The organism is Fretibacterium fastidiosum (assembly GCF_964642095.1).
Taxonomy (GTDB): Bacteria; Synergistota; Synergistia; order Synergistales; family Aminobacteriaceae; genus Fretibacterium; species Fretibacterium fastidiosum.
The window spans coordinates 2,038,234-2,064,341 of the sequence record NZ_OZ209244.1; the positions used below are offsets into that span (position 1 = coordinate 2,038,234).

Below are 26,108 nucleotides of genomic sequence, written 5' to 3' on the forward strand. Positions count from 1 at the left end.
TCCTTTGTCTGATAGTTTGTGTCCCTGGCGTTCCCGTCAGCGGCCTGCCTTCCCGCTACCTCTCGAGCGCGGAGACGGCACGGCCGGCCAGGTCCAGGAGCTCCGCCTCGTCTGTTCCGGAGCCCTCGAGGGTCAGCGTCGTGTCGGGGCTGACGGCTACGGCCAGGGCCGGAGCCAGGAGTGGATGGCGCTCCAGGATCGCGCGCCGCCCCGCCACATCGAGGACGCGGTAAGCCCCGTCCTCGTCCATCACGCCGCCGCCGGCACCTGCCGCGGCAGGCACGCGCAGTGGGCCGGGGCCCTTCCCCTCCATGAGGTTCACCTCGACGCGCCGCCTGGGGGCCTCGCGGGCGTAGACCCGCCGCGTCCACCGGCCCAGGTCCTCGGAGGCCGTCTGGAGCGGCGTGACGTCCTCCGAGACGAGGCGCCATGGGCCGAGGGCGTCGGGCAGGGAAGCGCCTCGGGCCGGCACGCCGCTCAGCGTCAAGAGGGCGCAGCACAGAAAAAGGGTACTGGATCTCGCTTTGATGATGGATCACTCCTTTGGGGTTGACGAGTCATCTTCCTGGAGCTTTTTGATTTTCAGATGGGCCGCGCCTCCTGAGGGCTATTGCTGGCGCAGCTCGTCGGCTTTTTCCTGGGCGAAGTCGCGCGAGATGTCCCTGACGTCGAGGGCGTTGGCCGAAAAGCCCCCCGCCGTCGTGCGGCCCCCCCCTCCCGCGTCGGGCATGGACGTCGAGAGCGTCAGGCGCAGGTCCTCCTCCTTGATGCCGAGGTCGGTGAGTTCGGACATGAGCTTGTTGTAGAGCCAGCCCACGTCCCTCGCGTCGTTGTCCTCGTAGCGCGCCCAGATCCTGCAGGGCCAGGAGAGCCTGCGGGACGTCCTCCATTGGGGAAGACAGAACAGCGCGTCCTTGATGAGACCGCTGTTGATGCGCTGCATAAAAATGCCCGCCATCAGGCGGAGCACGTGCTCGTCCTTGTCCCTTCTGTTCCTGTAGCGTGTGGCCATGTTCAGATCCTCTTCAACAATTAATAATCGTTTTTTGCGCTGAAGCGGCCTCCGAAGTTTAAGGCGTTTGCCGCTTTCGCTGTCTGCGCGTTTATAGTATATACTTTTAGCCGAGATGGTACAGAGGCGTTAGGCGGAAAATTTGGGACGGGCGTCCCCCGCGCAGCGCAGAGGGGCCGGGCCGCACGCCGGGCGCCATGGAGGGATGCAGTTCTGATCGACATCAAGGGGCTGAGGCTCGCTTTCGGGGAAAAGGTGATCTTTGACGGCGTCAACTGCCGCGTCGGAGACGATGCGCGGCTGGGGGTCGTGGGCAGCAACGGCTCCGGCAAGACGACGCTCCTGCGCGTCCTGATGGGGGATGTGGTGCCGGACGGGGGGACCGTCGAGCGCTCCAAAGGGCTCACGGTGGGTTGCCTGCCGCAGGACCTCGTCGAGCTTGAGCCCGTGCCGCTGATGGACTTCCTCAAGGACCGCGCCGGCATCGCGGCGATCGAGGCCCGCCTGCGCGAGACGGAGGCCCGCCTGTCGGAGGCCGCGTCGGGTTCCGTTGAGCTCTCCTCCCTCCTGGAGGAGCACGCGCGGCTTGAGCGCCGTTTCGAGCTGTCGGGAGGCTTCGCCTTCGAGTCCATGGCCTTGAAGGTGCTGCACGGCCTGGGCTTTCGCCGGGACGACGGCGTGAAGAACTGCGCCGATTTTTCGGGCGGGTGGAAGATGCGCGTCGCCATGGCGGCGCTCCTGCTCTCCGCTCCGGACGTGCTGCTGCTGGATGAGCCGACGAACCACCTGGACACGGAGAGCATGGAGTGGCTTGAGGGGTGGCTGCGGGGGCATAGGGGGGCAGTCGTCGCGGTGTCCCACGACCGACGGTTTCTGGAGAACACGGTCGCGCAGATCGCGGACCTCGAGCGCGGCAGCCTGACGCTCTATCCCTACGATTACGACCGTTACCTCACGGCGAAGGCGGAGTCGCGCGCGCAGCTGGAGCAGAGCGCCGAGGCCCAACAGCGTCAGATCGAGCGGATACAGCAGTTCGTCTCGCGCTTTCGCTACAAGGCGACGAAGGCCGCGCAGGTCCAGAGCCGGCTGAAACAGCTGTCCAAGATGGAGGTCATCGAGCTGGAGGGCCCGGAGAGGAACGTGCGCTTCCGCATTCCGGAGGCGCCGCCCAGCGGCCGGGAGGTGCTGAAGGCGACGGACCTGTCGAAGCGCTACGGGGACCTCTGCGTGTTCGACGGCCTAAACTTCACTGTCGAGCGGGGGGAGCGCACGGCCCTGGTGGGCGTGAACGGAGCGGGCAAGTCTACGTTGCTTCGTCTTCTAAGCGGCGTGGAGCAGTCGACGCGCGGCACGGTGCGCCTGGGACACAACGTGAAGCCCGCCTTCTACTCCCAGGAGAGCGCGCAGAACGTGGACTACGCCCGCACGATCTGGGAGGAGGCCCGCGCGGCTCCCTCGCGCCTGAACGACGTGGAGCGGCGCAGCCTCCTGGGGGCGTTCCTGTTCTCCGGGGACGACATCCACAAGCCGGTCGCGGTGCTGTCGGGCGGCGAGAAGGCGCGGCTGGCGCTCTACAAGCTGATGCTGGCGGAGACGAACTTCCTCGTGCTGGACGAGCCGACGAACCACCTGGACCAGACGACCCGGGACGTCGTGCAGCGCGCCCTGCTGCAGTACCAGGGGACCCTCCTGATCGTGTCCCACGACCGCAGCTTTCTGGACGTCCTGGCCGAGCGCGTGCTGGAGATTCGGGACGGTTGTCTCTACGACTATCCGGGCAACTACTCGTGGTTCCTGGAGAAGCGGGAGGAAGCGCTGGCGCGGGCGGAAGCTGAGGCGGCCGGGGTTGAGGCGCGGGACCTTCGATCCCGCGAGGCCCGGCGTGCCGCCGCGGAGGAGCGTCAGCGCGTCATGGCTGCGGCGCGGGAGATCAAGAGGAAGCTGGACCCCCTGGAGGAGCGGATCGGACGGATGGAGGCCCGGCAGGCTGAGATCGACGCGGAGCTCTGCGATGCGTCGGTCCTGTGCGACTCCTGTCGGGTTCAGGCGCTCATGGTGGAGCGCGGCGCCATCGCGGCGGACCTGCCGGCGGCCTATGAGGAGTGGGAGCGGCTGTCCACGCAGCTCGAGGCCGTCCGCCAGGAGCGGTGAGGCCGCACGGCGACCCTTTGAGGTGAAGGGACGGCGTCCGGGGTTGAGGAGGTGCGCGGCGTGTACGAGTTTTCCCTGACGAAGTCGGTGAACGATACGATCCTGGGCATGTGCCGGAACTCCGGGTGGCGCCGCGTGCGCCGCATCGTGCTGAAGGTGGGCGGGATGCGGCGGGTCAACCCGGAGCTGATGGCCTATGCCTTCGGCAGGATATCCAGGGGCGCCCCGACGGAGGGGGCGAACCTGTCCATCATGGTGCTGCCCGTCACGTTTCGCTGCCACGCCTGCGGCCGGGAGGTCCAGAGCGAGGGCACGGAGTTCGTGTGTTCGGCGTGCGGCAGCAAGGACGTGGAGCTGGTGTCGGGACTCGAGTTCGCCATCGAGTTCCTGGAGGTCGAGGGAGGCGCCCCGCACTTGGGTGACTAGAATTCCCGGACGGATTGGCGCTGGAGCAGCGCCTTGCGTCCGGAGGGACGCTTCGCGCAGAACGGAGAAGAACATGTTGGAAAACGATATCCTTGAACGCCTCTCGCCCCGTCAGCGGGAAGCGGTGACCTACGTTGACGGGCCGCTTCTCATCCTGGCCGGCGCCGGCAGCGGCAAGACGCGCGTCCTGACCCACAAGGTGGCCTGGCTGATTGCCGAAGGGCTGGCCCGGCCGTGGGAGATCACGGCGGTGACCTTCACCAACAAGGCGGCGGGCGAGATGCGGGAGCGCGTGTCGGCGCTGGTCCCCGATGGGGCGGACAAGGTGTGGGTCAGCACCTTCCACGCCTTCGGGCTGCGCTTCCTGTTCCGGAACCCCGAGGCGGTGGAACGCCTGACGGGGCTGAGGACGGGGTTCGCCGTGCTGGATCGGGGCGACAGCCGTTCGCTGGTGGGGCAGATCATGGAGCGCCTGGGCGTCAACACCAAGGATACCGCTCCGGCCTCCGTGCTGGACGCCATCTCGCGCGACTGGGCGGCCTGGGCGCCGGGCCCGCGGGAGCCCCTTCTGGAAGGGCTCTACCTCGACATCGCAAACGAGTACCGCCGCGCGCTGCGGGAGCGCAACGCCGTCGACTTCGACGACCTGATGGTGCTCCCGCTCCAGGTGCTGACGCAGGATCGGGAGCTTCGAGAGAGGGAACAGGCTCGGATCCGGTGGCTCCTGGTGGACGAGTTTCAGGACGTCAACAGACCGCAGTACCTCCTGCTCCGCAACCTGGTGGGGCCGGACTGCCTGCTGAACGTGGTGGGCGACCCGGACCAGTCCATCTACGGCTGGCGTGGAGCGGACATCGGGATGATCCTGAACTTCGAGCGCGACTTCAGGGGTGAGGAGGGCCACGCGGACGCGAAGACGATCGTGCTGGACGAGAACTACCGGTCGACGGGCAACATCCTGGCCGCCTCCAACGCCTTGATCCGCAACAACTCCACGCGCATGAAGAAGGACCTCAGGACCTCGCGGGGCATGGGGGAGAAGGTCTACACCCTGCTGGCGAACAGCGACCTGCAGGAGGCGGACTTCATCACGGCGGAGATCGCCCGCCTCAAAGCGCACCATGGCTACGACTACGGGAACATCGCGCTCCTCTATCGGCAGAACGCCATGAGCCGCCTCTACGAGCAGAAGTTTCTGGAGCTGGGCATCCCTTACCGCATCGTGCGCGGCGTGGCGTTTTACGAGCGCCGGGAGGTTCGGGACGTCCTGGCGCTCCTGAAGCTGGCGCTGAACCCGAACGACCTCACCTCCTTCGAGCGGGCTGCGGAGTTCGCCGTCAAGGGCATGGGGCCGAAGCGCCGCGAGGATTGGACCTCATGGCTTGCGTCGGGCGCCGTCCCCACGTCGCCGGCCTCAGACTTCTGGGGGGCGGCCGCGAAGGGGGCCTGGCCCGTTCGGGGGCAGGTGGGGGCTGCGGCGGCGGAGTTCGCGGCGCACATGGCACGCCTCCTCGCGGTATCGGAGCGGGGGATCGGTCCCGCTGTGGACTACGTGCTGAACCAGATGGGCTACGAGGAGCTCTTGAGGTCGAAGGAGCCGGAGAGCTGGGAGGAACGCTACGACAACGTGATGGAGCTTCGCTCCGTGGTGCCGGAGGGGGGCCTCTCGGAGGCGCTGGCGGAGGCGGCGCTCTTCACGGACGCGGACCGGCAGGATGACTCCGGGAACGCCGTGGGGCTTTTGACGCTGCACGCGGCCAAGGGGCTGGAGTTCCCCGTCGTGTTCCTGGTGGGCATGGAGGAGGACGTCTTCCCCAGCTCCCGCGCCAAGGATCAGCCGGACCAGCTGGAGGAGGAGCGGCGCCTGTGCTACGTGGGCATGACCCGTGCGGAGGAGCGGCTCTACCTCACGGCGGCCCGCAGCCGCCGCCTGTACGGCACGACGCTCAGCAAGGGCTTCTCGCGCTTCATCTACGAGGTTCCGGAGCAGTATCGCGAGATCGACGACCGGGCCGGCGAGGGACGCGGGTGGGACGAGGGGTACGGCGGCGGAGGGAGGCGACGTTCCTATGGCGGCTATGGCAAGGGCTATCGCCCTTACGGGGGACGTTGGGGCGGGTAAGTCCACCGTCGCCGGCCTGCTGGAGGGGATGGGGGGCGTGCGCCTTGACGCGGACGCCATCGCCCTGGAGCAGTGGAGGAGGCCGGAGGTCGCCCGCGCCGCCGCGCGCCGTTGGGGGCGCCGGGTCCTGGACCCGTCGGGCGGGATCGTCCGAGGCGCCGTGGCTGGACGCATCTTTACGGACCGCGCGGAGTACGACTGGGCCTGCGGGCTCATGCATCCCCTGGTGATGGCTGAGCTGGAACGCCGCGTCGCCGAGCTTTCGCCGGACCGCTGGGCCGTCGCGGAGGTGCCGCTTCTGTTCGAGGTGGGGCGCCCCGCGTGGGTCACGGCGGCGGTCTTCGTCACGGCGCCCCGCGCGCTGCGCATAGCGCGCTGTCGCGAGCGCGGCTGGGGCGAGGACGAGCTGACCCGCCGGGAAGCCTTTTACCTGCCATCGGACGAGCGGATGGCCTTGAGCGACTTCGTCCTCAACAACGAGGGGGACCTGGCGTCCCTGCGCCGGAAGGCGGAGGCGATCGTTCAGGATATCCATCAGAACCCCTATCCATGACGACTTCTTGCCTGTTTGTTTGCAGCGTCTGGTGCGGGCATGGGGGCTGCAAGGTCATTTTTTGTCGTCGTCTGGCTTCTTTTGTTTTTTTAGGATGGACGGTTTGCCGAGATGAGCTGTCGCTTCGAGGCAAGTTCCTCGTTGAGGACGACGACGGAAGTCGGCGCAAAGCGCCAGATTCTGACGAGGGGGCGAAGGGACTGTCGTAGAGCATCCTGTATCGGCGGCAGCCAGCCTTTTGGATGACCGTTGATTACAAGCACAAAACGCACGTCGAACTGAGATAAATCGAGCAATTCAAAGGGGCCTGGTAATTCTGCTCCAGCCTGTCGATGTCGCCCAAGGAGGGAGGCCAGGGTCAGGGAGAGGGCATCGATCCATTTTTCCCGGACTTCCGCGATGAATTGACTGAAGTCAGGCTCGCTTTTTGGTCGGGGAGAACTCGACTTGGCCTCCACCACCCAAAGCATGGCGGGCCTGTTGCTGTCGGCGCGCAGCAACAGAAATTCCGCCATTTTTACCCCTTGCCGAATGTCTTTGTAGAGGGCACTTTTCTCAATGTGAAAACAGCGTTCGGAGGGGTAGGGGCCGAACGTCATCCCGGACTCGTCGATGGTAATGGTCTCAATAGAGGTCATCGGAGCGCCATGTCCACTTCTTTTTCGTAAAGCCGGATCGATTCGTCGATGATCGCATTGTCCGGCATCCCGCTCCTGAGGTCGTCCGCTGTCCAGTGTCCATCCTCAGCCTGTGCCGAAAGCACGGGGATGGACAGTTTCCGTTCCTGAGCGATCAGGAAGAGCTTCTTGATGACGAAATAGGAATGGCTGGCCATAAAGAACTGGATTCCACGGCTCGCCAACGTCGCCACGATATCGAGGAGTGCGGAGATCGCCGAGGGATGCAAGGCGGACTCCGGCTCGTCGAAAAAGACGATGGCGCTAAGATCGAGATAACGATTGCCAAGCAACGTATCGAGAATGGCAATTTTCTTGACCCCTTCCGCCGTCACTCCGATGGGAAACTTTTGGCTGCCTTTTCTGAACTGCCAGCGTCCTGAGGCCTCGTCGTACTCGATGCGACCGCCCAGGATGTCCTCCAGGCTCTGGCGTGAGGCGGCGAATTCGGTATAATTTTTGCCCTTTTGGGTGGACTGGCGCAGCGCCCTGGCGAGGTCCAGATAGGTGTCGTCAAAACCGAACACCTTGTCCTGTTCGCGGGACTTCAAGATGATCTGCTGCAGGGATAGAATTTCCTTTGCCGGAAGGAAGATGGAGTTGCTCGACCTTGGAGGGATTCCATTTTCCAGCGAGGTAATCTGTTTGGTCGTGTCCCTGCCGAAGCTGTAGGAGAAATCCTCGTCGTTGAAGCGAACGACACAGGACAAGGAGGCGGCACCCTTTGTCACCAGATCGCCGATCCTGTCCAGCTGAAAGGTCCAATAGAGCTTATCCGCAAGGATCTCCGCCTCCGTCCTCCGGTCGTCGCCACGTTTGTATTCTTCGATCGTCCGCATGGCACTGTACAGGACTTTCAGGAGAAAGGTCTTTCCCGAGCCGTTGCCCCCGACCACCAGATTGATGGGGCCAAGTCCCGTCCATTCCAGGTGGGAAATCGGGCCAAAATTGTCGAGTGTGATGCCGTTTATCATAAAATAAAGCGCCTCCGTTGGGGTGTGTCCAAGGCGGTCGTTGCCCTGCACGAGTGGCCTTTCGCCCCTGTTCTTATCTCAATTTAAAGAACGAACTGAGATTAGCTCTCCTAAATAAATAATAGCATAGTATTGATACCAAATCGCGTCTAATGTGGACTGTCTCCCCTGAAAGGGGAGGTGCCGCCAAGGGCGTCGGATGGTTGTGTTTCAAGGACACTCGTTCTTTGTACGTTTCATAATATAATAGGTACGCACCAATATCGGGGAAGGAGGGAAGTGAGGGGAGCGGAGAGCGGACCGTTTTGCAGGCGTCCCGCTTTCCCGTGAGGATTTTGCGCTCTCCCGCTCACGTCGTGTCCTTATGTATCTGATAACGAGCCACCTCAACACGGACTTTGATTCGCTGGCCAGCATGATCGCCATCCAGAAGCTGTATCCCGACGCCGTGATCTGTCCGCCCGGCGCGATCGGCCGCAAGGTGAAGGACTTCCTGAACCACTACGGGCATCAGTGGAACCTGCTGAAGCCCAAGAAGGTCCCGCAGGACCAGGTGACGCTTATGGTCGTGGTGGATACGCGGGCGCGAAGCCGCATCGGGCCCTTCGCGGCCCTTGCGGGGCGCCAGGACGTCACCGTCCACGTGTACGACCATCACCCGCCGACGATGGACGACATCCCGGCGGAGAAGATGTGCTATGCCCCGATCGGGGCCACGGTAACGATGATCGTGGAACAGCTCGTCAAGGAGCGCAAGAGCATCTCGCCGGAGGAGGCGACGCTCTTTGCCCTGGGCATCTACGACGACACGGGCGCGTTGACCTACGAGTCCACGACGGAGCGCGACATCCTGGTCGTCGGCCGCCTGCGCGAGATGGGGGCCGACCTGTCCCGGACCCTGTCCCGCGCGGAGGTCTCCATGTCCGCGGCCGACCTCCACCTGCTGGATACGTTGGCCGAGAACGCCAGAGAGAGCTACATCAACGGGGCCAAGGTGCTGCTGACCTGGGCCAGGACGGAGGAGTACGTGGAGGGGCTCTCGCTCTTCGTGCACCGCCTGCGCGACTACTACGACTCTCACGTCACCGTCTGCGTGGTGTGCAACGGGGGAAAGAAGGACAACGTCATCGTCAGGAGCTCTCCGGACGTCCTGAACGTCAAGGACTTCCTCACGCCCTACGGCGGGAGCGGTCACCTCCAGGCGGGCTCTGCGACGGTGCTGGACCGAGACCCCCAGGAGCTCCTGGCGGAGATCGAGTCGAAGCTCCCTGCGCACATCCCGCAGCTGGTGGACGTGGGGAGCGTCATGACGTCTCCGGTGCTCGCCGTGTCGCCGGACGCCCGCGTCGATGAGGCGTACCGAACGATGCTGCGCTTCGGGCATCAAGCGCTGCCCGTGGCCAACGCGGACGGCGAGGTGCTGGGCATCATGACCCGCAAGGACCTGGACAAGGCGCACATGCACGGCCTGGACCGCGCGCAGATTCGAGACTTCATGACGGAGGGCGTCATCGGCATCACCTCCAGGGCCTCGCTGGATGAGGCGCACCGCCTCATGGCGACCTACAGCTTCGAGCGCCTGCCCGTCATGGAGGGCGGCAAGCTCATCGGCATCTTGACGAGGGCGGACCTCCTGCGCGCTCTCTACCGCTCCTTCCAGCCGGCGGCGGACCGCAGCGCGGGGAGCGGCTTCATGTGGATGGAGAGCGTGTCCGGGCTGATGGAGGCCTCCTTCGGCCCAACGGTGCTGAACCTCCTGCGCCGCATCGGCGCGAGGGCGGAGTCCCTGGGAATGAGGGCGTACCTGGTCGGTGGGACGGTTCGCGACATCCTGCTGGGCGTGCCGAACGTCGATATCGACGTCTCCGTCGAGGGCGACGCGGAGAAACTCGTGACCTCCTGGGACGAGCCGGGGTGCCGCGGCACGGTGCACGGCCGCTACAACACGGGGACGATCACCTTTCCGGACGGGGAAAAGGTGGACGTCGCCACAGCGCGGCGCGAGTTCTACGAGTACGCCGCGGCGCAGCCGACGGTGTCGAGCGACTCCCTGAAGCAGGACCTGGGCCGCCGCGACTTCACGATCAACGCGATGTCGATCTCTCTGAGCGAAGCCGACTGGGGCACGCTGGCGGACTACTTCGGCGGACGGGCGGACCTGAAGGACGGCATTTTGAAGATCCTTCACAACCTGAGCTTCGTCGAGGACCCCTCGCGCATCCTGCGGGGCATCCGACTGGAGCAGCGGCTGGGCATGAGTTTTGAGGACAACACGATGCGCCTTCTGAGGAGCGCCCTGAAGGGCGGCCTCCTGGAGTGCCTTTCGACGCCCCGCATCCGCGCGGAGCTTGAGATCGACGCCAACGAGCCGTGCTTCAGAAAGATCGCGCTTCGGATGCAGAAGCTTGGCGTCTGGGTGGCGCTCTTCCCCGGGATCCGGCTGGGAGAGACCCTTGAACGCAGGCTCCGCGTCATGGAACGCCTCCTGTCCTGGGCGCGCCGCCTCGGCGTTGACTTTAAGGGGATGGGATGGCTTGTGGGAATGGCCGTCGTGCTGACGGAGACTCTGCCCAACGTCCGCTTTTCCGTCATGGACCGCATGAGCCTCACCCCGGCCGAGCGCCGCGAGCTGACGCAGTGCTTCGAGGCCTGGCCGCAGGTGGAGCGCTTCTGCACGCTGAAGAAGACGCCCAGGAATTCGGAGGTTTACCTCTTCTTCAAGGATTACGGCACCGTGCCACTGGTCTATTGGATGACCTGCATGAAGTTCGCGAGGTCCCGCCGGCTTGTGGTGCAGCACCTTCTGTCCTGGGTCCCCCTGCGGGGGGAACTGACGGGGAACGACTTGAAGGCGATGGGCCTGAAGGGGCCGGAGATAGGGAAAGCGCTCCAGCGTATCCGCCTGGCCCGCATGGACGGCCTCATCTCGACGCGAGACGGCGAAGCCGGCTACGTGGCGAGCGTCATCGCCGAAGGGCGCGGACGGGAAGGCGCGAAATAGCCCGTCAACGTTTCCGCTGTTTTGCAGAGGCTTATTCCCCGAAGCCCTATAGTATTGAACGGACGTGCCGCTGGTGGCAGCGCGCGGCGTGGGCTACTATCTTAATTAGTTGGGAAGTGATGAGGTTGCTGGACGAACCCGTTAACCTTTTGCTCTCGATTCCCGCCCTCCTGTGGGCGATCTCCTTCCACGAGTTCTGTCACGGCTTTGCGGCCAAGATGGTGGGGGACCCCACGGCCGAGCGGCAAGGCAGGCTCTCTTTGAACCCTCTGGCCCATTTCGACCTTGTGGGCACGTTGATGCTCTTGTTCGTGGGCTTTGGCTGGGCCAAGCCGGTGCCCATCAATACGCGCTATTTCCGCCATCCGCGGCGGGACATCCTCATCGTCTCGCTGGCGGGCGTGGCGGGCAACCTGCTTACGGCGGCCCTCACGGTGTTCTTTCTGCGCTTCTTCGGCAGGGCCTGGGTCGACCTCACCGGAAAGGCCGGGTTCACCGTCCTGTGGCATATGATCAGGATCAACCTGGGCCTGGCGGCCTTCAACCTCATTCCGATCCCGCCCCTTGACGGCTCCAGGGTGATCGAGGCCTTCCTGCCCTACAAGTACCTGTACCATTACCGCTGGCTGGAGCAGTATGGGATGTTCATCCTGCTCGTCCTGGTGGCGTCGGGGATCATCAACCTCCTCTTCGACCCGATCTTCAATGTCCTGTGGCGCTTGACCATGTGGCAGCTCCTGTCCATCGGATCGTGACCTTGAATTGATAAACGGCCAATGGGCCGGGCGGGGCCTGTGACGCATCGCGTCACGGGCCCCGCTTCTCGTTTCGAGGCGGGCGCGCCTGTCGCCGGGTTGGACGTCCTCCTGGACGAATGCGCCAGCAAGGCGGCTTGCGGTCATCCTGCCAGGCGATCTTGAGGATAATCCTTGACAGGGGTGACACTATGCTATAGTGTATGAGCATTGCATGAACCTGATGATATTTTGAAAGAGCGGAGGCGTTTCAAAAATGAGGTCGAGATTCGTGTCGCTGGGCGTGCTTTTCTGTTTCGTATTCGTTTGGAATATTGAGGCAACGGCGGAGGTCCCCTTTCACATCGGGATCATGACGGGCACCGTGTCTCAGTCGGAGGACGAGCTGCGCGGGGCCGAGCTGCTGATTCAGAAGTACGGAAACGCAGCTGAGGGCGGGATGATAACCCACATCACGTACCCGGATCACTTCATGTCGGAGATGGAGACGACCATCGGGCAGCTGCTGGGCTTGGCGGACGACCCCCAGATGAAGGTCATCGTGGTCAACACGGCGGTGCCGGGAACGGCCGAGGCCTTCCGTCGCATACGCGAAAAGCGATCGGACATCCTCCTCTTCGCGGGGTCGGTGCAGGAAGACCCCGAGGTCATCACGACTGCGGCGGACCTCTCCCTCACCAAGGACAACATCAGCCGCGGCTACACGATCCCGCTTGGCGCAAAGAGGATGGGGGCGAAGACCTTCGTCCACATCTCCTTCCCCCGACACATGAGCTACGAGCTGCTGGGACGCCGCCGCGCCATCATGGAGGCGGCCTGCAACGACCTCGGCCTCCAGTTCGTCTTTGAGACGGCCCCGGACCCGACGAGCGACGTGGGGGTGGCCGGCGCGCAGCAGTTCATCCTGGAGAACGTGCCCACGTGGCTGGAAAAGTACGGCAAGGACACGGCGTTCTTCTGCACGAATGACGCGCACACGGAGCCTCTGCTCAAGCGCATCGCCGAGCTGGGCGGGTATTTTGTGGAGGCGGACAGCCCCTCGCCCCTGATGGGGTATCCGGGAGCCCTGGGCGTGGACCTGGCGCGGGAGAAGGGCGACTGGCCGGCAATTCTGAAGAAGGTCGAGGAAGCCGTCGTGAAGGCAGGCGGCGGGGAACGTATGGGGACCTGGGTTTATTCCTACGGCTACACCACCAGCGCGGCCATGGCGGAGTTCGGCAAGCGCATCGTCGAGGGCAGGGCCAAACTGGACAGCATGAAGGACCTCATTGCCTGCTACGACGACCTCACCCCAGGGGCCAAATGGAACGCCAGCTACTACACGGACGCGGGGACGGGAGTGCGCAACAGGAAGATGGTCCTGGTACGTCAGGATACCTACGTCTTTGGCAAGGGGTATCTGGGAGTGGCGGACGTCGAGGTCCCGGAGAAGTACTTTCAGATCGGCAGATAACGTCTCGTTGGGCCAGGCGCTCACGCTGTTCCCTGACGTTCGTGGACGGTGCGGCAGAGAACGGGTGAAGCCCACCTTCGTCGCACGCCAAAAACTTTGCCTGTGATGGAGCGCGCGCCCCATTTCCTTGCGTTTTCAATAAAAACGTGTATACTAGTTGGTACTTCGATAAGTTTTTTACTTGAGGAGTGGGTCTGTGCCCGCTCCTCGTTTCTTGTCAAGGTGTCGATAGGGGAGGAAGGAGCGTGCTGCCGTTGGGTGAGGGGGGAAAAAACGAGGAAAAGAGCCTGATGGCCTCCGTGGCGGAGGTCGTCGAGCGGCTGGGGTATGAATGCGTCCACGTCGGGGTGAAGACGGACTCCGTCCGTTTGAGGCTGCAGGTCCTGATCGACTCCATGGGCGGGATCAACGTCCAGGATTGCGAGACGGTGTCCCGCGCCGTGAATCGCCTTCTCGACGAGAGGGACTTCACGGAGCTCAGCGGACGGTACTACCTTGAGGTCAGCTCCCCCGGCCTGGAGCGCCCCCTCTTCACGCCCGGACAGTACGGACGGTTTCGGGGGCAGGAGGCGCGAATCAGGCTGAGCAGCCCTGTGGCGGGACGAAAGACGCTGACGGGCGCCATCGTGGAGGCGACGGAGGAGCGCGTCGTCCTCTTCGTGGAGGACGAGGAACGGGAGATCGCGGTCCCGTTTCAGTGGATCAAAAGCGGCAACCTGGTCTATCGTGGACTGGAGCAGGAGGCGCCGCGAGGGAAGAAAAAGGGCGCGAAGCCGCCTGTCGAACATCGTGGGAGGGAGCTTTAATGCAGCTGGGGCGCGATTTTGTACAAGCGCTGAATCAAATTGCCGAAGAGCGAAACCTGGCGCCAGAGCTGATCGTGTCGAGCCTGGAGGCGGCCTTGATCTCGGCCTACAAGAAGTATCAGAGCGGCGACCAGAGGGTAGAGGTCCACGTCAACACCGAGACGGGCGACATCCTGGTGGAGGAGCTGCGCACCGTCGTGGAGGAGCTTGAGTCGCCGGATACGGAGATCACACTGGGGGATGCGAAGCGGCTGGGCTTTGCGGACGCATCCGTTGGGGACGAGCTGCACCTGGAGAAGGACCCCGGTCATTTTGGGCGCATCGCCGCGCAGACGGCGCGGCAGGTGATCATCCAGCGGCTGAAGGACGCCGAGCGGCAGGTCATCTACAGCGAGTTCTCCGACAAGGTCGGCGAGATGATGACGGGCACGATCGTCAAGGCCGAGAACGATCAGGTGCTGGCCCGCATCGGCGAGCGCACCGAGGCGATCCTGCCGCGCAAGGAGCGCATTCCGGGGGAGGAGTACGTCCCTGGCCAAACGATGAAGTTCTACGTGCTGGACGTCCGCCAGATGACGCGGGGCCCGAAGATCGTGATCTCCCGAACGCATCCGGGGCTCCTGCGCAAGCTGATGGAGCTTGAGATTCCGGAGGTCAGGGACGGGGTCATCGAGATCCGCAACATCGTCCGCGAGGGTGGCGGGCGCGCCAAGGTCTCGCTCTCCACGATGGATCAGAACGTGGACCCGGTGGGGGCCTGTGTCGGAGCCGGCGGCGCGCGCATCAAGGCCATCAGTCAGGAGCTGATGGGGGAGAAGGTGGACATCATCGTCTGGAGCAGCGACCCCCTGGCCTACATCCGCAACGCGCTCTCCCCGGCCCAGGTCGTGAAGGTGGAGCCGGTCCTGGACCAGGAGCACGCGGCCAAGGCCTACGTGGAGCCGGAGCAGCTGTCGCTGGCCATCGGGAAGGCGGGGCAGAACGTGAGGCTGGCCGCCCGCCTGACCGGGTGGAAGATCGACATCAACGCCCTGCAGGCGGAGCGTATGCCGACGCTTCAGGACATCTTCCACGAGGTCGCGGAGGCGGACTAGTGACCGCGACGCGACAGAGGCCGCGAACGTGCGTCGCCTGCCGCACGGAAGCGCCCAAGAGGGCCCTGGTCCGCATCGCCCGCACGCCGGATGGAAGGGCGGTGCTGGACGTCACGGGCAGGCTGCCGGGGCGGGGAGCCTACCTGTGCCTGAACCTGGAGTGCCTTAAGAGGGCCAGGAGGACCGGGGCCCTTTCCCGCGCCCTGAAGGCGGCGCTGTCGGACGAGTGCTGGGCGGCCCTGGAGCGCTGCATCGCCTCCTATACGTCGGAGCGTGGCCCGGAGGAGCGCATGAGGGAGCTTCGCTCGCTTTTGGGGCTTTCCCGTCGTGCCGGACAGATCCTGGTGGGGAGGGACGATGTCCGTTCCCACGACGGACGCCCCCTCCTGATCTTGACGGCGCAGGATGCGTCGGGATCGGTGAGGGCGTTCGCGGAGGGGCTTGCGGCGTCCTCCATGGAGCGCGGAGGCGGTCATGAGCATCGGGTGCTGCCCCTTGGCGGGGAGGGGCTTTCAGCGGCTCTGGGAGCCGGAAACGTACAGATTATAGCCCTGCCGGCCCGAAGCGGGCTGGCGGACAAGATCAGGGCTTTGCTTGGAGAAGGGGGAGACGCCCTTGAACAACAAGATACGGGTTTACGAACTGGCGAAGAAGCTGAACAGGAGTAATAAGGAACTGATGGCGGTTTTGGAACAGCTTGGGATTCAGATCAAGACGCATATGAGCTCCATCACCAACGAGGAGGCTCAGATGGTGGAGTCCCTCCTGGCCGAGGCGGAGAAGGCGAAGAAGAAGCCGTCGCCGGCCTCCGGGAAGGCAGCGGCGGACGGAAAGCCCGCACCGCAGGCGAAGGCGGAGGAGGCGAAAAAGGCGGCTCCCCAGGAGAAGCCGGCGACGTCCAAGGCGGACGTCAATGGGGCCGGGGAGGCCCTGCAGAAGGGACGGCGCGTTGAGGTTCACGCCGGAGACACGATCAAGTCGACGGCGCAGGCCATGGGCATATCGAGCGCCGACGCGGTGAAGGCGCTGATGGATTCGGGGATGATGCTTTCCGCTATGACGGCCGTCAACGACGCGGTCCTGGCGGTCTTCTCGAAAAAGTTCGGCGTGCAGTTCGAGGTGCTCCCCGCCGTGAAGAAGGCCGAGGCGGTCTTCCACGAGAAGAAGGCGGGGAAGGGCGCCAAAAAGCACGGCGCGGCGAACGCTGCGGCCCGAAAGCCGGGGGTTCTGACGGCCCGCCCCCCCATCGTGACCGTGATGGGGCACGTCGATCACGGCAAGACGACGCTTCTGGACTCCATTCGCCATTCAAACGTCACGGCGCAGGAGGCGGGCGGCATCACGCAGCACATCGGCGCTTACGTCGTCACGCACGAGGGCCGGCCCATCGTCTTCCTGGACACGCCGGGCCACGAGGCCTTCACGGCCATGCGGGCACGGGGCGCGAACGTGACGGATATCGTCATTCTGGTCATTGGCGCGGACGACGGGGTCATGCCTCAGACGAAGGAGGCCATCAACCACATCAAGGCGGCCCAGGTGCCGCTGGTGGTCGCCATCAACAAGGTGGATAAGCCGACGGCCAACCCGGACCGGGTGCGTCAGCAGCTCACGGAGCAGGAGGTGTTCCTCGAGGGCTGGGGCGGCGAGGTTGGAGCCGTCGAGGTCTCGGCCAAGACGGGGAAGGGCATCCCGGAGCTGCTGGAGCGCGTCCTGCTGGAGGCCGAGATGCAGGAGCTCAAGGGGGACGCCGGCGCATCGCCCGAGGGCGTCGTGATCGAGGCGGAGCTGGACAAGGGGAAGGGCCCCGTCGCCACGGTCATCGTCCAGAAGGGGACGCTTCAACTGGGGGATATCGTCCTGTTCGGCACGGCCTGGGGCAAGATACGCGCGCTCTTCGACTGGGCGGGGAAGCCCACCAGGAAGGTCGGGCCCAGTATGCCGGCGGAGATTCTTGGCCTCGACGAGGTTCCGCAGCCCGGCGAGACCTTCACCGTCGTGGAGAGCGAACGCGAGGCACGCACGATGATGGCCGAGGCCCGCGCACGGGAGCGGGACGAGGGAGCGACGACGGCCAGACGCACCTCCCTGGACGACCTCTACTCGCAGCTTAAGGAAGGGGAGCTTCCACAGCTCAACCTCGTGGTCAAGTGCGACGTGCAGGGCTCGCTGGAGGCCCTCTGCGCCTCTCTGGAGAAGCTGGCCACGAACGAGGTGGGGGTTTCCATCATCCACCGGGGAGTGGGGCGCATCGCCGAATCCGACGTCATGCTGGCCTCCACCTCGAACGCCGTCATCGTGGGCTTCAACGTCCGTCCCGACGCCAACGCAAAGCGCGCGGCGGAGGCGGATGGGGTCGAGATCCGTACCTACAGCGTCATCTACGACGCCATCGACGACGTGAAGGCGGCCATGTCCGGCCTCCTGAAGCCCGTCCTCCGCGAGGAGTCCCTGGGTGAGGTGGAGATTCGGGAGACGTTCAAGGTGCCGAAGGCGGGCAAGATCGCGGGCTGCCATGTCATGCAGGGCCTCATTCGGCGCACGGCGCGGGTCCGCCTCGTTCGGGACGGCGTCGTCCTGTGGGATGGGAGGATCGCCACGCTTCGTCACTTCAAGGACGAGGCGAGGGAGGTCAAGGCAGGCATGGACTGCGGCGTGGCCCTTGAGGGGTATCAGGACTTCCTGGTGGGCGACCTGCTGGAGGTCTACGACGTCGTGGAGGAGAAGCGCACCCTCTAAGGTGCGTCCGGATTTTGGGTTGAGCCCGCGGGAGGAGGAATGGCTTTGGGTACTTTTCGTATGGCCAGGATCAACAAGCAGCTTCAACGGGAGATATCCCTCCTTCTTGAGAGCCGGATCAAGAAGGAGGCGGTGAAGGATGCGATCATCACCGGCGTGGACTGCAGCCGGGACCTCGACGTCGCAAAGGTCTTTTTCACCGCCCTGACCCCGGAGCGGAGGAGGGAGCTCCGCGAGGAGCTGGCGAGCGTTCGGGGCGCGCTTCGGACGCTTCTCGGACAGGTCCTGAAGCTGCGCCGAATCCCGTCCCTCGACTTCGTCCCCGACGAGAGCGCGGACTACGGCGAGCGCATCGACGGCATCCTGAATCGCCTGGGCATGGATTCCGCTGTCGCCGGGTCTGAGGAGCCTGACACAGCGGAGGAAGGGGCGGGTGAGCCGAATGATTGAAGGTCCTTCCCTGGAGGAATTGCGCCGGGTGTCCGACCTCCTGGCGGAGGCCCCTTCCTGGACGCTCTTTACCCACCAGAAAGCGGACGGTGACGCCCTGGGCTCCCTCACCGCGCTCTTTGGCGCGGGACGGCTCCAGGGGAAGTACGTCCGCTGGATGGGGCTTGACAAGGCCGTCACCCCCGCCTACCGCTTCCTCGACCACACGGAACACTACGCGCTGTGCCCCGTCCCCTTCAGCTTCAGCGATCCGAAGGAGCTCTACGTCTTTCTGGACTGCGCCAACGTGGAGCGGAGCGTCAAGGACTTCACCGCCCCGGCCCCCGGAGTGCGGGTGCTCAACATCGACCACCACGAGGACAACACCTTGTTCGGCACGACGAACTGCGTCGATCCCGGAAGCTCCTCGACGTCCGAACTGGTGTTTCGCATCCTGAGGATGGGGGGATGGCCGTTGTCGCGGGGCATCGCCCAGAGCCTCTACGTCGGGATATGGACGGACAGCGGCGGGTTCACCTTCTCGAACACGTCCCCCGAAACGCACCGGCTGGTGGCGGAGCTCATCGAACTCGGCGTGGAGCCGGACGTCGTTGACGACGAGATCAACCAGACGCGCACGCCGGCGGGGGTCGCCCTGTGGGGGCGCGCCTTTTCTCACGTCCGGGTGTTCGGACCGGGGAACGTCTTCGCCCTGGGGTGGCTGGGGCCAGAGGACTTCAAGGCGGTCGGCGCCGAGGCGTCGGATACGGAGGGGCTCCCCGGCAGCCTGATGAAGATCCACGGGGTCCGCCTGGCCGTGTTCCTGACGGAGCTGAGCCCCGCGAAGATCAAGGCCAGCTTTCGATCCCGCGGGGGGATCTTCCCCGCGGCGGAGGTCGCCCGCTCCTTTGGCGGCGGCGGCCACCCCCGCGCGGCGGGCGCGACGTTGACCGGCGACCTTGCAGGCTACCTTGAGACGATCCCGAAGCTTTTGGAAGATCACTATGCTGAGTGGGCTCCTGCTGATTGACAAGCCCCTGGGGATGCGGAGCACGACCTGCGTGGGGCACCTGCGCGCCCTCCTCGGGAGGGGGACGCGCATGGGGCACGCGGGGACGCTGGACTCCACGGCGTCGGGGCTCCTCGTCCTTCTGGTCGGCGCGGCCACCCGCGCCTCGGACTACGTCATGATGCTGCCCAAGCTCTATCGTGCCCGGGTGCGCCTTGGCGAAGCTACGGACACCTGCGACCATTCGGGGAGGGTCCTCCACCGGGGCGACGCGAGCCGCGTGTCTGCCGGAGACGTTGACCGGGTCCTCCTCTCCTTCCTCGGGTGGCGTATGCAGCGCCCACCGGAGATTTCCGCGTTGAAGCTGGGGGGGCGCCCCTCCCACAGGCTGGCGCGCGCGGGACTTGACGTCGCCCTTCGGCCCAGGCCCGTCTTCGTCCGGTCCATCCGTCGGACGTCGGCCCTTGAGGAGGGGTGCTTTGACATGGAGGTCCTCTGTGGCAAGGGGACCTACGTCCGGAGCATCGCGCGGGACATCGGGGAGCGGCTGGGCTGCGGGGCCTGCATCGAGTCCCTGAGGCGCCTGTCCACGGGGGGCTTTCACGTGGATGCGGCCCTGTCTCCGGACCGTGCGGAGGTCCTGCTGCGCGAAGGTCGCCTGAAGCTTCAACCTCTGAGTGCCGTGTCCCGCCTGTTTCACCGCGTCGAGCTGTCCGGGGCCGCTGAGGCGGCGCTGCTGCATGGCCTTCCCGTCCCGCTGGTTGGGGCGGGCCGCTACGTCCCGGGGCCGGTCCCGCCGGACCAGGCGTTCTGCGCCGAGGGCCGAGGACTCTTGAGCTTCGTGGACCGGCGGGACGAGGGCAACGGGACGGTGCTGAGGCCCCGCGCGAACGTCCTGCTTCAGGACGGGGCGGAGCGCCCCGCCGTCGCGCGGGGCCCGATCTTCGCCATCGGGGCCTTCGACGGATTTCACCGGGGGCATGCGCGGCTTCTGGAGCGGGCGCGGGACCTCGCAGCCCTCCTGGACGAGGATTGGGGCGCTGTGACCTTTGAGCCTCACCCAGGGGTCTTTCTGGGAAAACTCGATGCAACGCTCTTCACCCTCCGAGAGCGTGAGCTGATCCGCCGCGTCCTGCGGGTCCCCCGCCTCCTTGTCCTGAACTTCGACGAGGAGGTCCGGGACCTTTCACCCTCCGACTTCTGGCGACGGCTGCGGGGGACGTTCCCCGTCGGCGGGGTGGTTGTGGGGCGCAACTTCCGCTTTGGCCGCGGGCAGGAGGGCACGGCGGAAGCGCTGATCTCCCTCTGCCGGGACGATGGGCTCCCCGCGGAGGCCGTGGAGCTCCTGACCTGCGGCGGGCTTCGCCTCTCCAGCACGGAGGTGCGTCGCGCCGTCATGGAGGGGGACGCGGCGCTGGCCGCGAAGGTCCTGGGCTTCCCCTGGTTCTTCTGGGGGGCGGTGGTCCACGGCGACTGGCGCGGGCACGAGCTGGGGTTCCCGACGGCGAACGTAGACCTCTCGAAGGCGCTGACCCGCCCTGGCGAGGGCGTCTACGCCGCCCTTGTCCCCATCGGCGGACGCTGGCATTGCGGGGCGCTCTCGGTGGGCGGGAACCCCACCTTTGGGGACGTTCGGGAGACGAGGGCGGAGGTCTTCCTCCTCGACTTCGAGGGTGACCTCTACGGACGGGACCTGCCAGTGTTCCTGATCCGGCGGCTGCGCCCCATGACCCGCTTCCCCGACGCGCAGGCGCTGGCGGCACAGATCGCGCGGGACGTCGAGCGCTGCCGCGAGGCGGGGCGTGAGGAGCTCGCCGGGCGCGCCCCGCTCTACGCCGCCTTCGCCGAATCCCTGGCGTCCATGGAGGCGGAGGACGCCTTTGAGCCGAGGACCTGGAGGCTTGCCAAATGCTGATCGATTCCCATTGCCACCCGAACTCCGACGAGCTGCGAAAGGACGCTGAGGCCCTGGTGGAGCGGGCCGCCTCCGCGGGCGTGGGGCGGATGCTGATCGTGGGCTGCGACCTGGAGGACAGCCGTGAGGCGGTCCGGATGGCCCATCGTTTTGAAGGCCGCGGGGCCTGGGCTGCCGTCGGGATTCACCCTCATGAGGCTTCCCGCTACGCGGAGGCCCTCCCGGAGGAGCTGCTGCAGCTGGCGGGGGATTGCCGCACTCTGGCCCTTGGGGAGATGGGGCTGGACTACCATTACGACCTTTCGCCGCGGGAGGTGCAGCGGGAGGTCTTCCGGCGGCAGCTGGCCTGGGCCGAAGGGGTTGGGATGCCCGTGGTCCTGCACGTCCGCGAGGCCATGGAGGACGCCCTTGCGATCCTCAGGGACTTTCGGGGCCTCAAGCTGCTCTTTCACTGTTATGACGGCGGCTTGAAGTTCCTCGACGAGGCGTTGGGCCTGGGAGCGCTCTGCGCCCTGGGCGGCGCCGTGACCTGGAAGAGGAGCGTGGAGCTTCGCGAGGTGGCGCGCCTCATCCCGGCCGATCGCCTCCTTACGGAGACGGACTGCCCCTGGATGGCGCCCGTCCCCTTTCGAGGGCGGCTCAACGAGCCGGCCTACGTGCGCTACGTCTATGAGGCGCTGGCGGAGGCGCGGGGTGTGCCGCCGGAGGAGCTTGCGGACCAGATTGCGCGCAACGCGGACGGGTTCTTCGGCTGGGGGAGGGAAGCGCATGTTTGAGTTCAAGGTCCTTGCCGTCTGCCCGGAGACCGGCGCCAGGGCGGGGGAGCTGACCACGCCCCACGGCGTGATCCGGACGCCGGTCTTCATGCCGGTGGGCACTCAGGCTACGGTGAAGGCCATGGCGCCCTGGGAGCTGGAGGAGATCGGCGCGCAGATCGTCCTTGGGAACACCTACCATCTCTACCTCAGGCCCGGCGCGGAGCTGGTGGCGGAGGCGGGGGGCCTGCATCGCTTCATGAGCTGGGCCCACCCCATCCTGACGGACAGCGGCGGATTTCAGGTCTTCTCTCTGGCGGACCTCAACAGGGTGACGGACGAGGCGGTGGTGTGCCGATCGCACCTCGACGGATCGAGGCACGTGATGTCGCCTGAGTGGTCCATGCGCGTCCAGGAGCTTTTGGGCAGCGACATCGCCATGTGCTTCGACCAGTGCGGCCCCTTCCCCGCGGACCACGGACAGGCCGAGGCCGCTCTCGTCCGCACCACGCTCTGGGCCCGCCGCTCGCAGGAGGCCCACAGGCGGGAGGACCAGGCGCTCTTCGGCATCGTGCAGGGCTCCGTCTACGACGACCTCCGGCTCCGCAGCGCGGAGGAGATCATTGAGCTGGGCTTCCCCGGCTTTGGCATCGGGGGGCTGTCCGTCGGCGAGCCCCATGAGGTGATGTACCACGTTCTGGACCTGCTGAACGGCGTCATGCCGCGGGAGAAGCCCCGCTACCTCATGGGGGTGGGCTACCCCTCCAACGTCGTCGAGGGCATCGCCCGCGGGGTGGACATGTTCGACTGCGTCCTCCCCACGCGGAACGGGCGCAACGGGACGCTCTTTACGTCCTTTGGACGTGTTAATATTAAGGGGAAGCAGTACGAGCACGATTTCGGGTCGATCGATCCGGAGTGCGGCTGCCGCCTCTGCCGTGGTTTTTCCCGCGCGTACCTGAGGCACCTTTATCATTGCGGCGAAATCCTGGCGGCCCGGCTGTGTACGCTGCACAACTTGAGCTTCACGCTGAACCTCGCTGCCAGGGCCAGGGAGGCCATCCTCGACGGGACCTTTCCGGCCTTTCGCGCCGAGTTCAACGCGAAGTTTGTGGACGGACCGGGAAGGGACGCCGGAGGGGAGCGCTGACTGCGGGATGGAGACGCTGAGGATCGAGTTGGACCCGTGGAACCCCAGCGGGGAGATTCTGGCCCGTGCGGCGGAGGTGTTGAGGAGCGGAGGGCTGGTGGCCTTTCCGACGGAGACGGTCTATGGGCTTGGGGCGAACGCGCTGAACCCGGAGGCGGTGAAGGGGATTTACCGGGCCAAGGGGCGCCCCTCGGACAACCCCCTGATCCTCCACCTCTCTCGCGTGGAGCAGGCGGAGCCTCTCGTCTGCGTGGACGAGAGGGCGCGGCGGCTGATGCGCGCTTTCTGGCCCGGACCCCTGACGCTGGTGCTGAGGGCCCGGGACGTCGTACCCATGGAGGCGCGGGGAGGGCTCTCGACGGCCGCCCTGCGAATGCCGAGCCATCCGGTAGCCTCTGCGCTGATCGACGCTGTGGGCTTCCCCCTGGCGGCGCCGAGCGCCAACGTCAGCGGGCGCCCCAGCCCGACGGACGCGGAGACGGTGTGGAGGGACCTGCGGGGCAGAATTGAGATGATCCTTGACGGCGGACCCGTCTCCGTCGGCATCGAATCCACGGTGATCGACGTCAGCGAGGAACTTCCGCTCCTCCTGCGGCCGGGCGGGATGCCGGCGGAGGAAATCGAGGCCTTCCTGGGCGAGCCTCTGAGGCGTCCGGACGGCCGGAGCAGCCGGCGCTCACCGGGGACACGGTATCGCCATTATGCCCCAACGATCCCGGTGAGGGTGTGGCATCCGGAGGCCCCCTTTGAAATGGCGGAAATGGTGGGGATGGAGCTGGAACGATGGGGCTTCATGGGGCTTGCCGTCCCCCCGGCGCGCTTCGGGAGGGTGCTGCGCTTTGAGTCGGTCGAGAACTATGCGCGGGGGCTCTTCTCGGGGTTTCGCGCCCTCGAGGCGGAGGGGCTGCTGGGGATCGTCGCGGAGTGGCCGCCCGCCGCGGGGGTTGGGCTGGGCCTGCGGGATCGGATCCGCCGCGCGGAGCAGGCGTGACCGCACGGGTAATAAGGCCCTTGCGCTTTCTTCGTTTTCGTTTAAAGTTTTGACGGAACGCCGTCAGGGGGCGGCGCATGGTGAGCGGATCAGCCGGAGGACGGTCGTCGCGGAGGCCAGGGGCCGACGGGACGGGAGATCTCTGCCCTGGAGGAATGATTGATGCGTTGGACTATTTTTGCTCTATCCATTGGAGCGGCGGTTACATCCATTATTCACGGACTTTTTATGCTTTTGAGTTCGCTGTCGGGCGTGCCTTCGGCAGACGTCCTCCCCATCTGGCGGGCCTCCATGCCCCTTGCCTCCGTCATCCCTGCGATGATAGGAGGCCTCCTGGCGTTCAACAGGAGCCGATGGAGCGCCGTCTTTTTCGCCATGGGGACGGCCCTCTGCTCCTTCGCACCCAGGGAAATCTGGATATATGGCGGAATTTTCCTCTTCTGTGCCCTGCTTTCCTTCTTCCTGCGTTCCGACCCCGACCGATACGACTACGACTACGACGACGCCGGGGATTACGAAGGTGAGGACGAAGAGGACGAGCGGGATTACGAAGTGGCTTTTGAGCGCAGCCGCCTCCGCGAATCGAAACGTGGGGCGCATCCCGCCGCCCCGATGGAGCCGGCCGAAAAGGAGGGTAAGGTCAGGCGGCGGACCTCCAAGACCTGCCCGACCTGTGGGGCGACCGTGGCCATCGAACACCGTTTCTGTCCCAACTGTGGGGCGGGCCTCCACATTCCGGCCCAGGTCCAGGAACATCGGGAGGAGACGGTCGGCCCGGAATCCGACCTGGCGATGGAAGCGGCGCCCGTAGAGAGGGTCCAGGCTGTGCCGCCATCCGAGTCCGAGGCGTTTGAGCCGGAAGAGCTTGATCTTGAAGCCGAACGCTCCGCGCCGGAGGCGGACGCTCCACGCGCAGCCGCCCGACCGCTTGCCGTGGACAGGGACGAAGGGAACGAATACGAGGACGAGGAAGCTCTGTACGAACGGGTAGAGCCCCTCCTGCCCCACAAGGTGATCGTCCGTCCCGTTCGGGAGGACTTGAGCCTTCCGCGCCGCCCCATCGACCTCGACGTTGAGCCCGACGCCGCCTACCATGAGTTCTCGCAGTACACGCGGCGTCGCAAGAGGCGCCGCAGCTCCGCCGGCCGACGGGCGCTGGGCTTCCTGCTGCTCATGTCCCTCGTGGGCGGCACCCTGTGGTTCCTGCTGGGGCTTCGGAAGCTTCCGCCGGACGACCTGCCCCCCCTTGTCCAGCCCGACATCGTCATCGAGAGCGAGAAAAAATCGGAGGACGTCCCCGTGGTCCAACCCGTCGCCCCCGTCAGGGACCTGACGAGTATCCTGGCTTCCTTCTCTCCGGACCTCTCCCTGAAGCGCGGCGTCACGACGGGAACGGACGTGAACCTGCGGGAGGATCACTCGACCTCATCCAAGTCCCTGGCGCGCCTTTCGGTGAACACGGTCGTGTCCATAACGGACGCCTGGGAGGGACAGGCGGGCAAGTTTAAGGGAACGTGGTATCGCATTCGTTCCGGCGAGAGGGAGGGGTGGATCTTTGGCCGATACCTTCAGCCGTTGGGCGCCCCGCTGCCCACAGGGTATGCCGCAGCCTTCATCGTGGCCTTTGGAGGGGATCGCGCCGCTCTGACGCAGAAGCTGGGACAGCCCACCAGGAACACGGATGCCGTCATGGAGTGGCCCGGTGTGAGCGCCGGTTTTTCCGGCGAGGAGGTCACGCACCTGAAGGTTTCGGCAAAGCGCGACCTGCCCAATAAGCTGAGGGTCGGCATGTCGCAGGAGGCGCTCTTTAAGGCCATGGGCTACCCCACGTCCCTTTCTCAGCGACAGCTTCAGTACCGGGAGGGAGGAAAGGCGTCCCTGACCTTTCAATTGAGCAAGGACGGACTGGTTCAGAATATCACGGTGGACACCGATCGATAGAGGGCGCGCGTCAATGCGAACGAAAAGAGGGGGCGAGGCCCCCTCTTTTCGTGTGTGCACCTGGTGCGGGGCCGGCACTTGGAGTTTCCCTGCCGACGCATCGACGCAATCGAGCCGTCGCGCGCCAAAGGACAACGTGAAGGCTGATACCAATT

At 65.5% G+C, this 26,108-nt stretch carries 22 protein-coding genes; 18 read left to right on the top strand and 4 right to left on the bottom strand.

Annotation, left to right across the window (positions count from 1 at the left end):
• Positions 1-55: 55 nt before the first annotated feature.
• Both ACK28C_RS09170 and ACK28C_RS09175 read right to left on the bottom strand, forming a co-directional pair.
• Positions 56-487, bottom strand: a complete 432-nt coding sequence (locus tag ACK28C_RS09170; RefSeq protein ID WP_409152082.1) for a hypothetical protein — start codon at positions 485-487, stop codon at positions 56-58.
• A gap of 120 nt (positions 488-607) precedes the next feature.
• Complete coding sequence (locus ACK28C_RS09175) at positions 608-1,012, bottom strand: hypothetical protein (RefSeq protein WP_015557128.1); 405 nt, start codon at positions 1,010-1,012, stop codon at positions 608-610.
• A gap of 255 nt (positions 1,013-1,267) precedes the next feature.
• Here ACK28C_RS09175 and ACK28C_RS09180 point away from each other — a divergent pair, with 255 nt between their 5' ends.
• From ACK28C_RS09180 to coaE, 4 genes are all read left to right on the top strand, one after another.
• Positions 1,268-3,163, top strand: coding sequence for an ABC-F family ATP-binding cassette domain-containing protein (locus ACK28C_RS09180; protein ID WP_243440686.1), 1,896 nt, complete (start codon positions 1,268-1,270; stop codon positions 3,161-3,163).
• A gap of 60 nt (positions 3,164-3,223) precedes the next feature.
• Positions 3,224-3,589 carry a hydrogenase maturation nickel metallochaperone HypA gene (locus tag ACK28C_RS09185; protein WP_208873857.1) on the top strand — a complete coding sequence of 122 codons (366 nt, stop codon included), beginning with the start codon at positions 3,224-3,226 and terminating at the stop codon, positions 3,587-3,589.
• 73 nt (positions 3,590-3,662) lie between these two features.
• Complete coding sequence (locus ACK28C_RS09190) at positions 3,663-5,711, top strand: ATP-dependent helicase (RefSeq protein WP_015557127.1); 2,049 nt, start codon at positions 3,663-3,665, stop codon at positions 5,709-5,711.
• Positions 5,668-6,264, top strand: coding sequence for a dephospho-CoA kinase (gene coaE / locus ACK28C_RS09195; RefSeq protein ID WP_409152083.1), 597 nt, complete (start codon positions 5,668-5,670; stop codon positions 6,262-6,264). The genes ACK28C_RS09190 and coaE overlap by 44 nt, the downstream gene beginning before the upstream one ends.
• An 89-nt stretch (positions 6,265-6,353) precedes the next feature.
• On the opposite strand, the gene ACK28C_RS09200 is transcribed toward coaE, so the two are convergent.
• Both ACK28C_RS09200 and ACK28C_RS09205 read right to left on the bottom strand, forming a co-directional pair.
• Positions 6,354-6,902, bottom strand: a complete 549-nt coding sequence (locus tag ACK28C_RS09200) for a hypothetical protein (protein ID WP_015557126.1) — start codon at positions 6,900-6,902, stop codon at positions 6,354-6,356.
• On the bottom strand, positions 6,899-7,966 hold the full coding sequence (locus ACK28C_RS09205) for an AAA family ATPase (RefSeq protein ID WP_409152084.1): 1,068 nt from the start codon (positions 7,964-7,966) through the stop codon (positions 6,899-6,901). The genes ACK28C_RS09200 and ACK28C_RS09205 overlap by 4 nt, the downstream gene beginning before the upstream one ends.
• Before the next feature lie 313 nt (positions 7,967-8,279).
• Between ACK28C_RS09205 and ACK28C_RS09210 the strand changes: the two genes are divergently transcribed.
• The 14 genes from ACK28C_RS09210 to ACK28C_RS09275 all read left to right on the top strand — a co-directional run bounded on the left by ACK28C_RS09210 (position 8,280) and on the right by ACK28C_RS09275 (position 25,953).
• The gene (locus tag ACK28C_RS09210) at positions 8,280-10,916 is read left to right on the top strand and encodes a CBS domain-containing protein (protein WP_409152085.1); all 2,637 of its coding nucleotides are present in this window, start codon (positions 8,280-8,282) and stop codon (positions 10,914-10,916) included.
• Positions 10,917-11,065: 149 nt separating this feature from the next.
• Positions 11,066-11,671, top strand: coding sequence for a site-2 protease family protein (locus tag ACK28C_RS09215; protein WP_409152086.1), 606 nt, complete (start codon positions 11,066-11,068; stop codon positions 11,669-11,671).
• A 256-nt stretch (positions 11,672-11,927) separates the two neighbouring features.
• Positions 11,928-13,124, top strand: a complete 1,197-nt coding sequence (locus ACK28C_RS09220) for a DUF3798 domain-containing protein (RefSeq protein ID WP_208873852.1) — start codon at positions 11,928-11,930, stop codon at positions 13,122-13,124.
• A 245-nt stretch (positions 13,125-13,369) separates the two neighbouring features.
• The gene (gene rimP / locus ACK28C_RS09225; protein WP_208873851.1) at positions 13,370-13,930 is read left to right on the top strand and encodes a ribosome maturation factor RimP; all 561 of its coding nucleotides are present in this window, start codon (positions 13,370-13,372) and stop codon (positions 13,928-13,930) included.
• Entirely contained in the window at positions 13,930-15,024 is a 1,095-nt protein-coding gene (gene nusA, locus ACK28C_RS09230; RefSeq protein WP_015557124.1) for a transcription termination factor NusA, read from the top strand. The genes rimP and nusA overlap by 1 nt, the downstream gene beginning before the upstream one ends.
• Positions 15,024-15,692, top strand: a complete 669-nt coding sequence (gene rnpM, locus ACK28C_RS09235; RefSeq protein ID WP_208873850.1) for an RNase P modulator RnpM — start codon at positions 15,024-15,026, stop codon at positions 15,690-15,692. Before nusA ends, rnpM begins: the two co-directional genes overlap by 1 nt.
• Positions 15,640-17,763, top strand: coding sequence for a translation initiation factor IF-2 (infB, locus tag ACK28C_RS09240; protein WP_208873849.1), 2,124 nt, complete (start codon positions 15,640-15,642; stop codon positions 17,761-17,763). The genes rnpM and infB overlap by 53 nt, the downstream gene beginning before the upstream one ends.
• 45 nt (positions 17,764-17,808) lie before the next feature.
• Positions 17,809-18,213 (top strand): 30S ribosome-binding factor RbfA, encoded by a 405-nt coding sequence (rbfA, locus tag ACK28C_RS09245; protein WP_208873848.1) that lies wholly within the window; start codon positions 17,809-17,811, stop codon positions 18,211-18,213.
• Positions 18,206-19,222 carry a bifunctional oligoribonuclease/PAP phosphatase NrnA gene (locus tag ACK28C_RS09250; RefSeq protein WP_243440735.1) on the top strand — a complete coding sequence of 339 codons (1,017 nt, stop codon included), beginning with the start codon at positions 18,206-18,208 and terminating at the stop codon, positions 19,220-19,222. The genes rbfA and ACK28C_RS09250 overlap by 8 nt, the downstream gene beginning before the upstream one ends.
• Positions 19,197-21,116, top strand: coding sequence for a tRNA pseudouridine(55) synthase TruB (gene truB / locus ACK28C_RS09255; RefSeq protein ID WP_015557121.1), 1,920 nt, complete (start codon positions 19,197-19,199; stop codon positions 21,114-21,116). Before ACK28C_RS09250 ends, truB begins: the two co-directional genes overlap by 26 nt.
• Positions 21,110-21,892 (top strand): TatD family hydrolase, encoded by a 783-nt coding sequence (locus ACK28C_RS09260; protein WP_015557120.1) that lies wholly within the window; start codon positions 21,110-21,112, stop codon positions 21,890-21,892. Before truB ends, ACK28C_RS09260 begins: the two co-directional genes overlap by 7 nt.
• Positions 21,885-23,021, top strand: a complete 1,137-nt coding sequence (gene tgt, locus ACK28C_RS09265; RefSeq protein ID WP_015557119.1) for a tRNA guanosine(34) transglycosylase Tgt — start codon at positions 21,885-21,887, stop codon at positions 23,019-23,021. The genes ACK28C_RS09260 and tgt overlap by 8 nt, the downstream gene beginning before the upstream one ends.
• A 7-nt stretch (positions 23,022-23,028) precedes the next feature.
• Positions 23,029-24,012 (top strand): L-threonylcarbamoyladenylate synthase, encoded by a 984-nt coding sequence (locus ACK28C_RS09270; RefSeq protein ID WP_015557118.1) that lies wholly within the window; start codon positions 23,029-23,031, stop codon positions 24,010-24,012.
• A 228-nt stretch (positions 24,013-24,240) separates the two neighbouring features.
• Positions 24,241-25,953, top strand: coding sequence for an SH3 domain-containing protein (locus ACK28C_RS09275; RefSeq protein ID WP_208873846.1), 1,713 nt, complete (start codon positions 24,241-24,243; stop codon positions 25,951-25,953).
• Positions 25,954-26,108 lie beyond the last annotated feature (155 nt).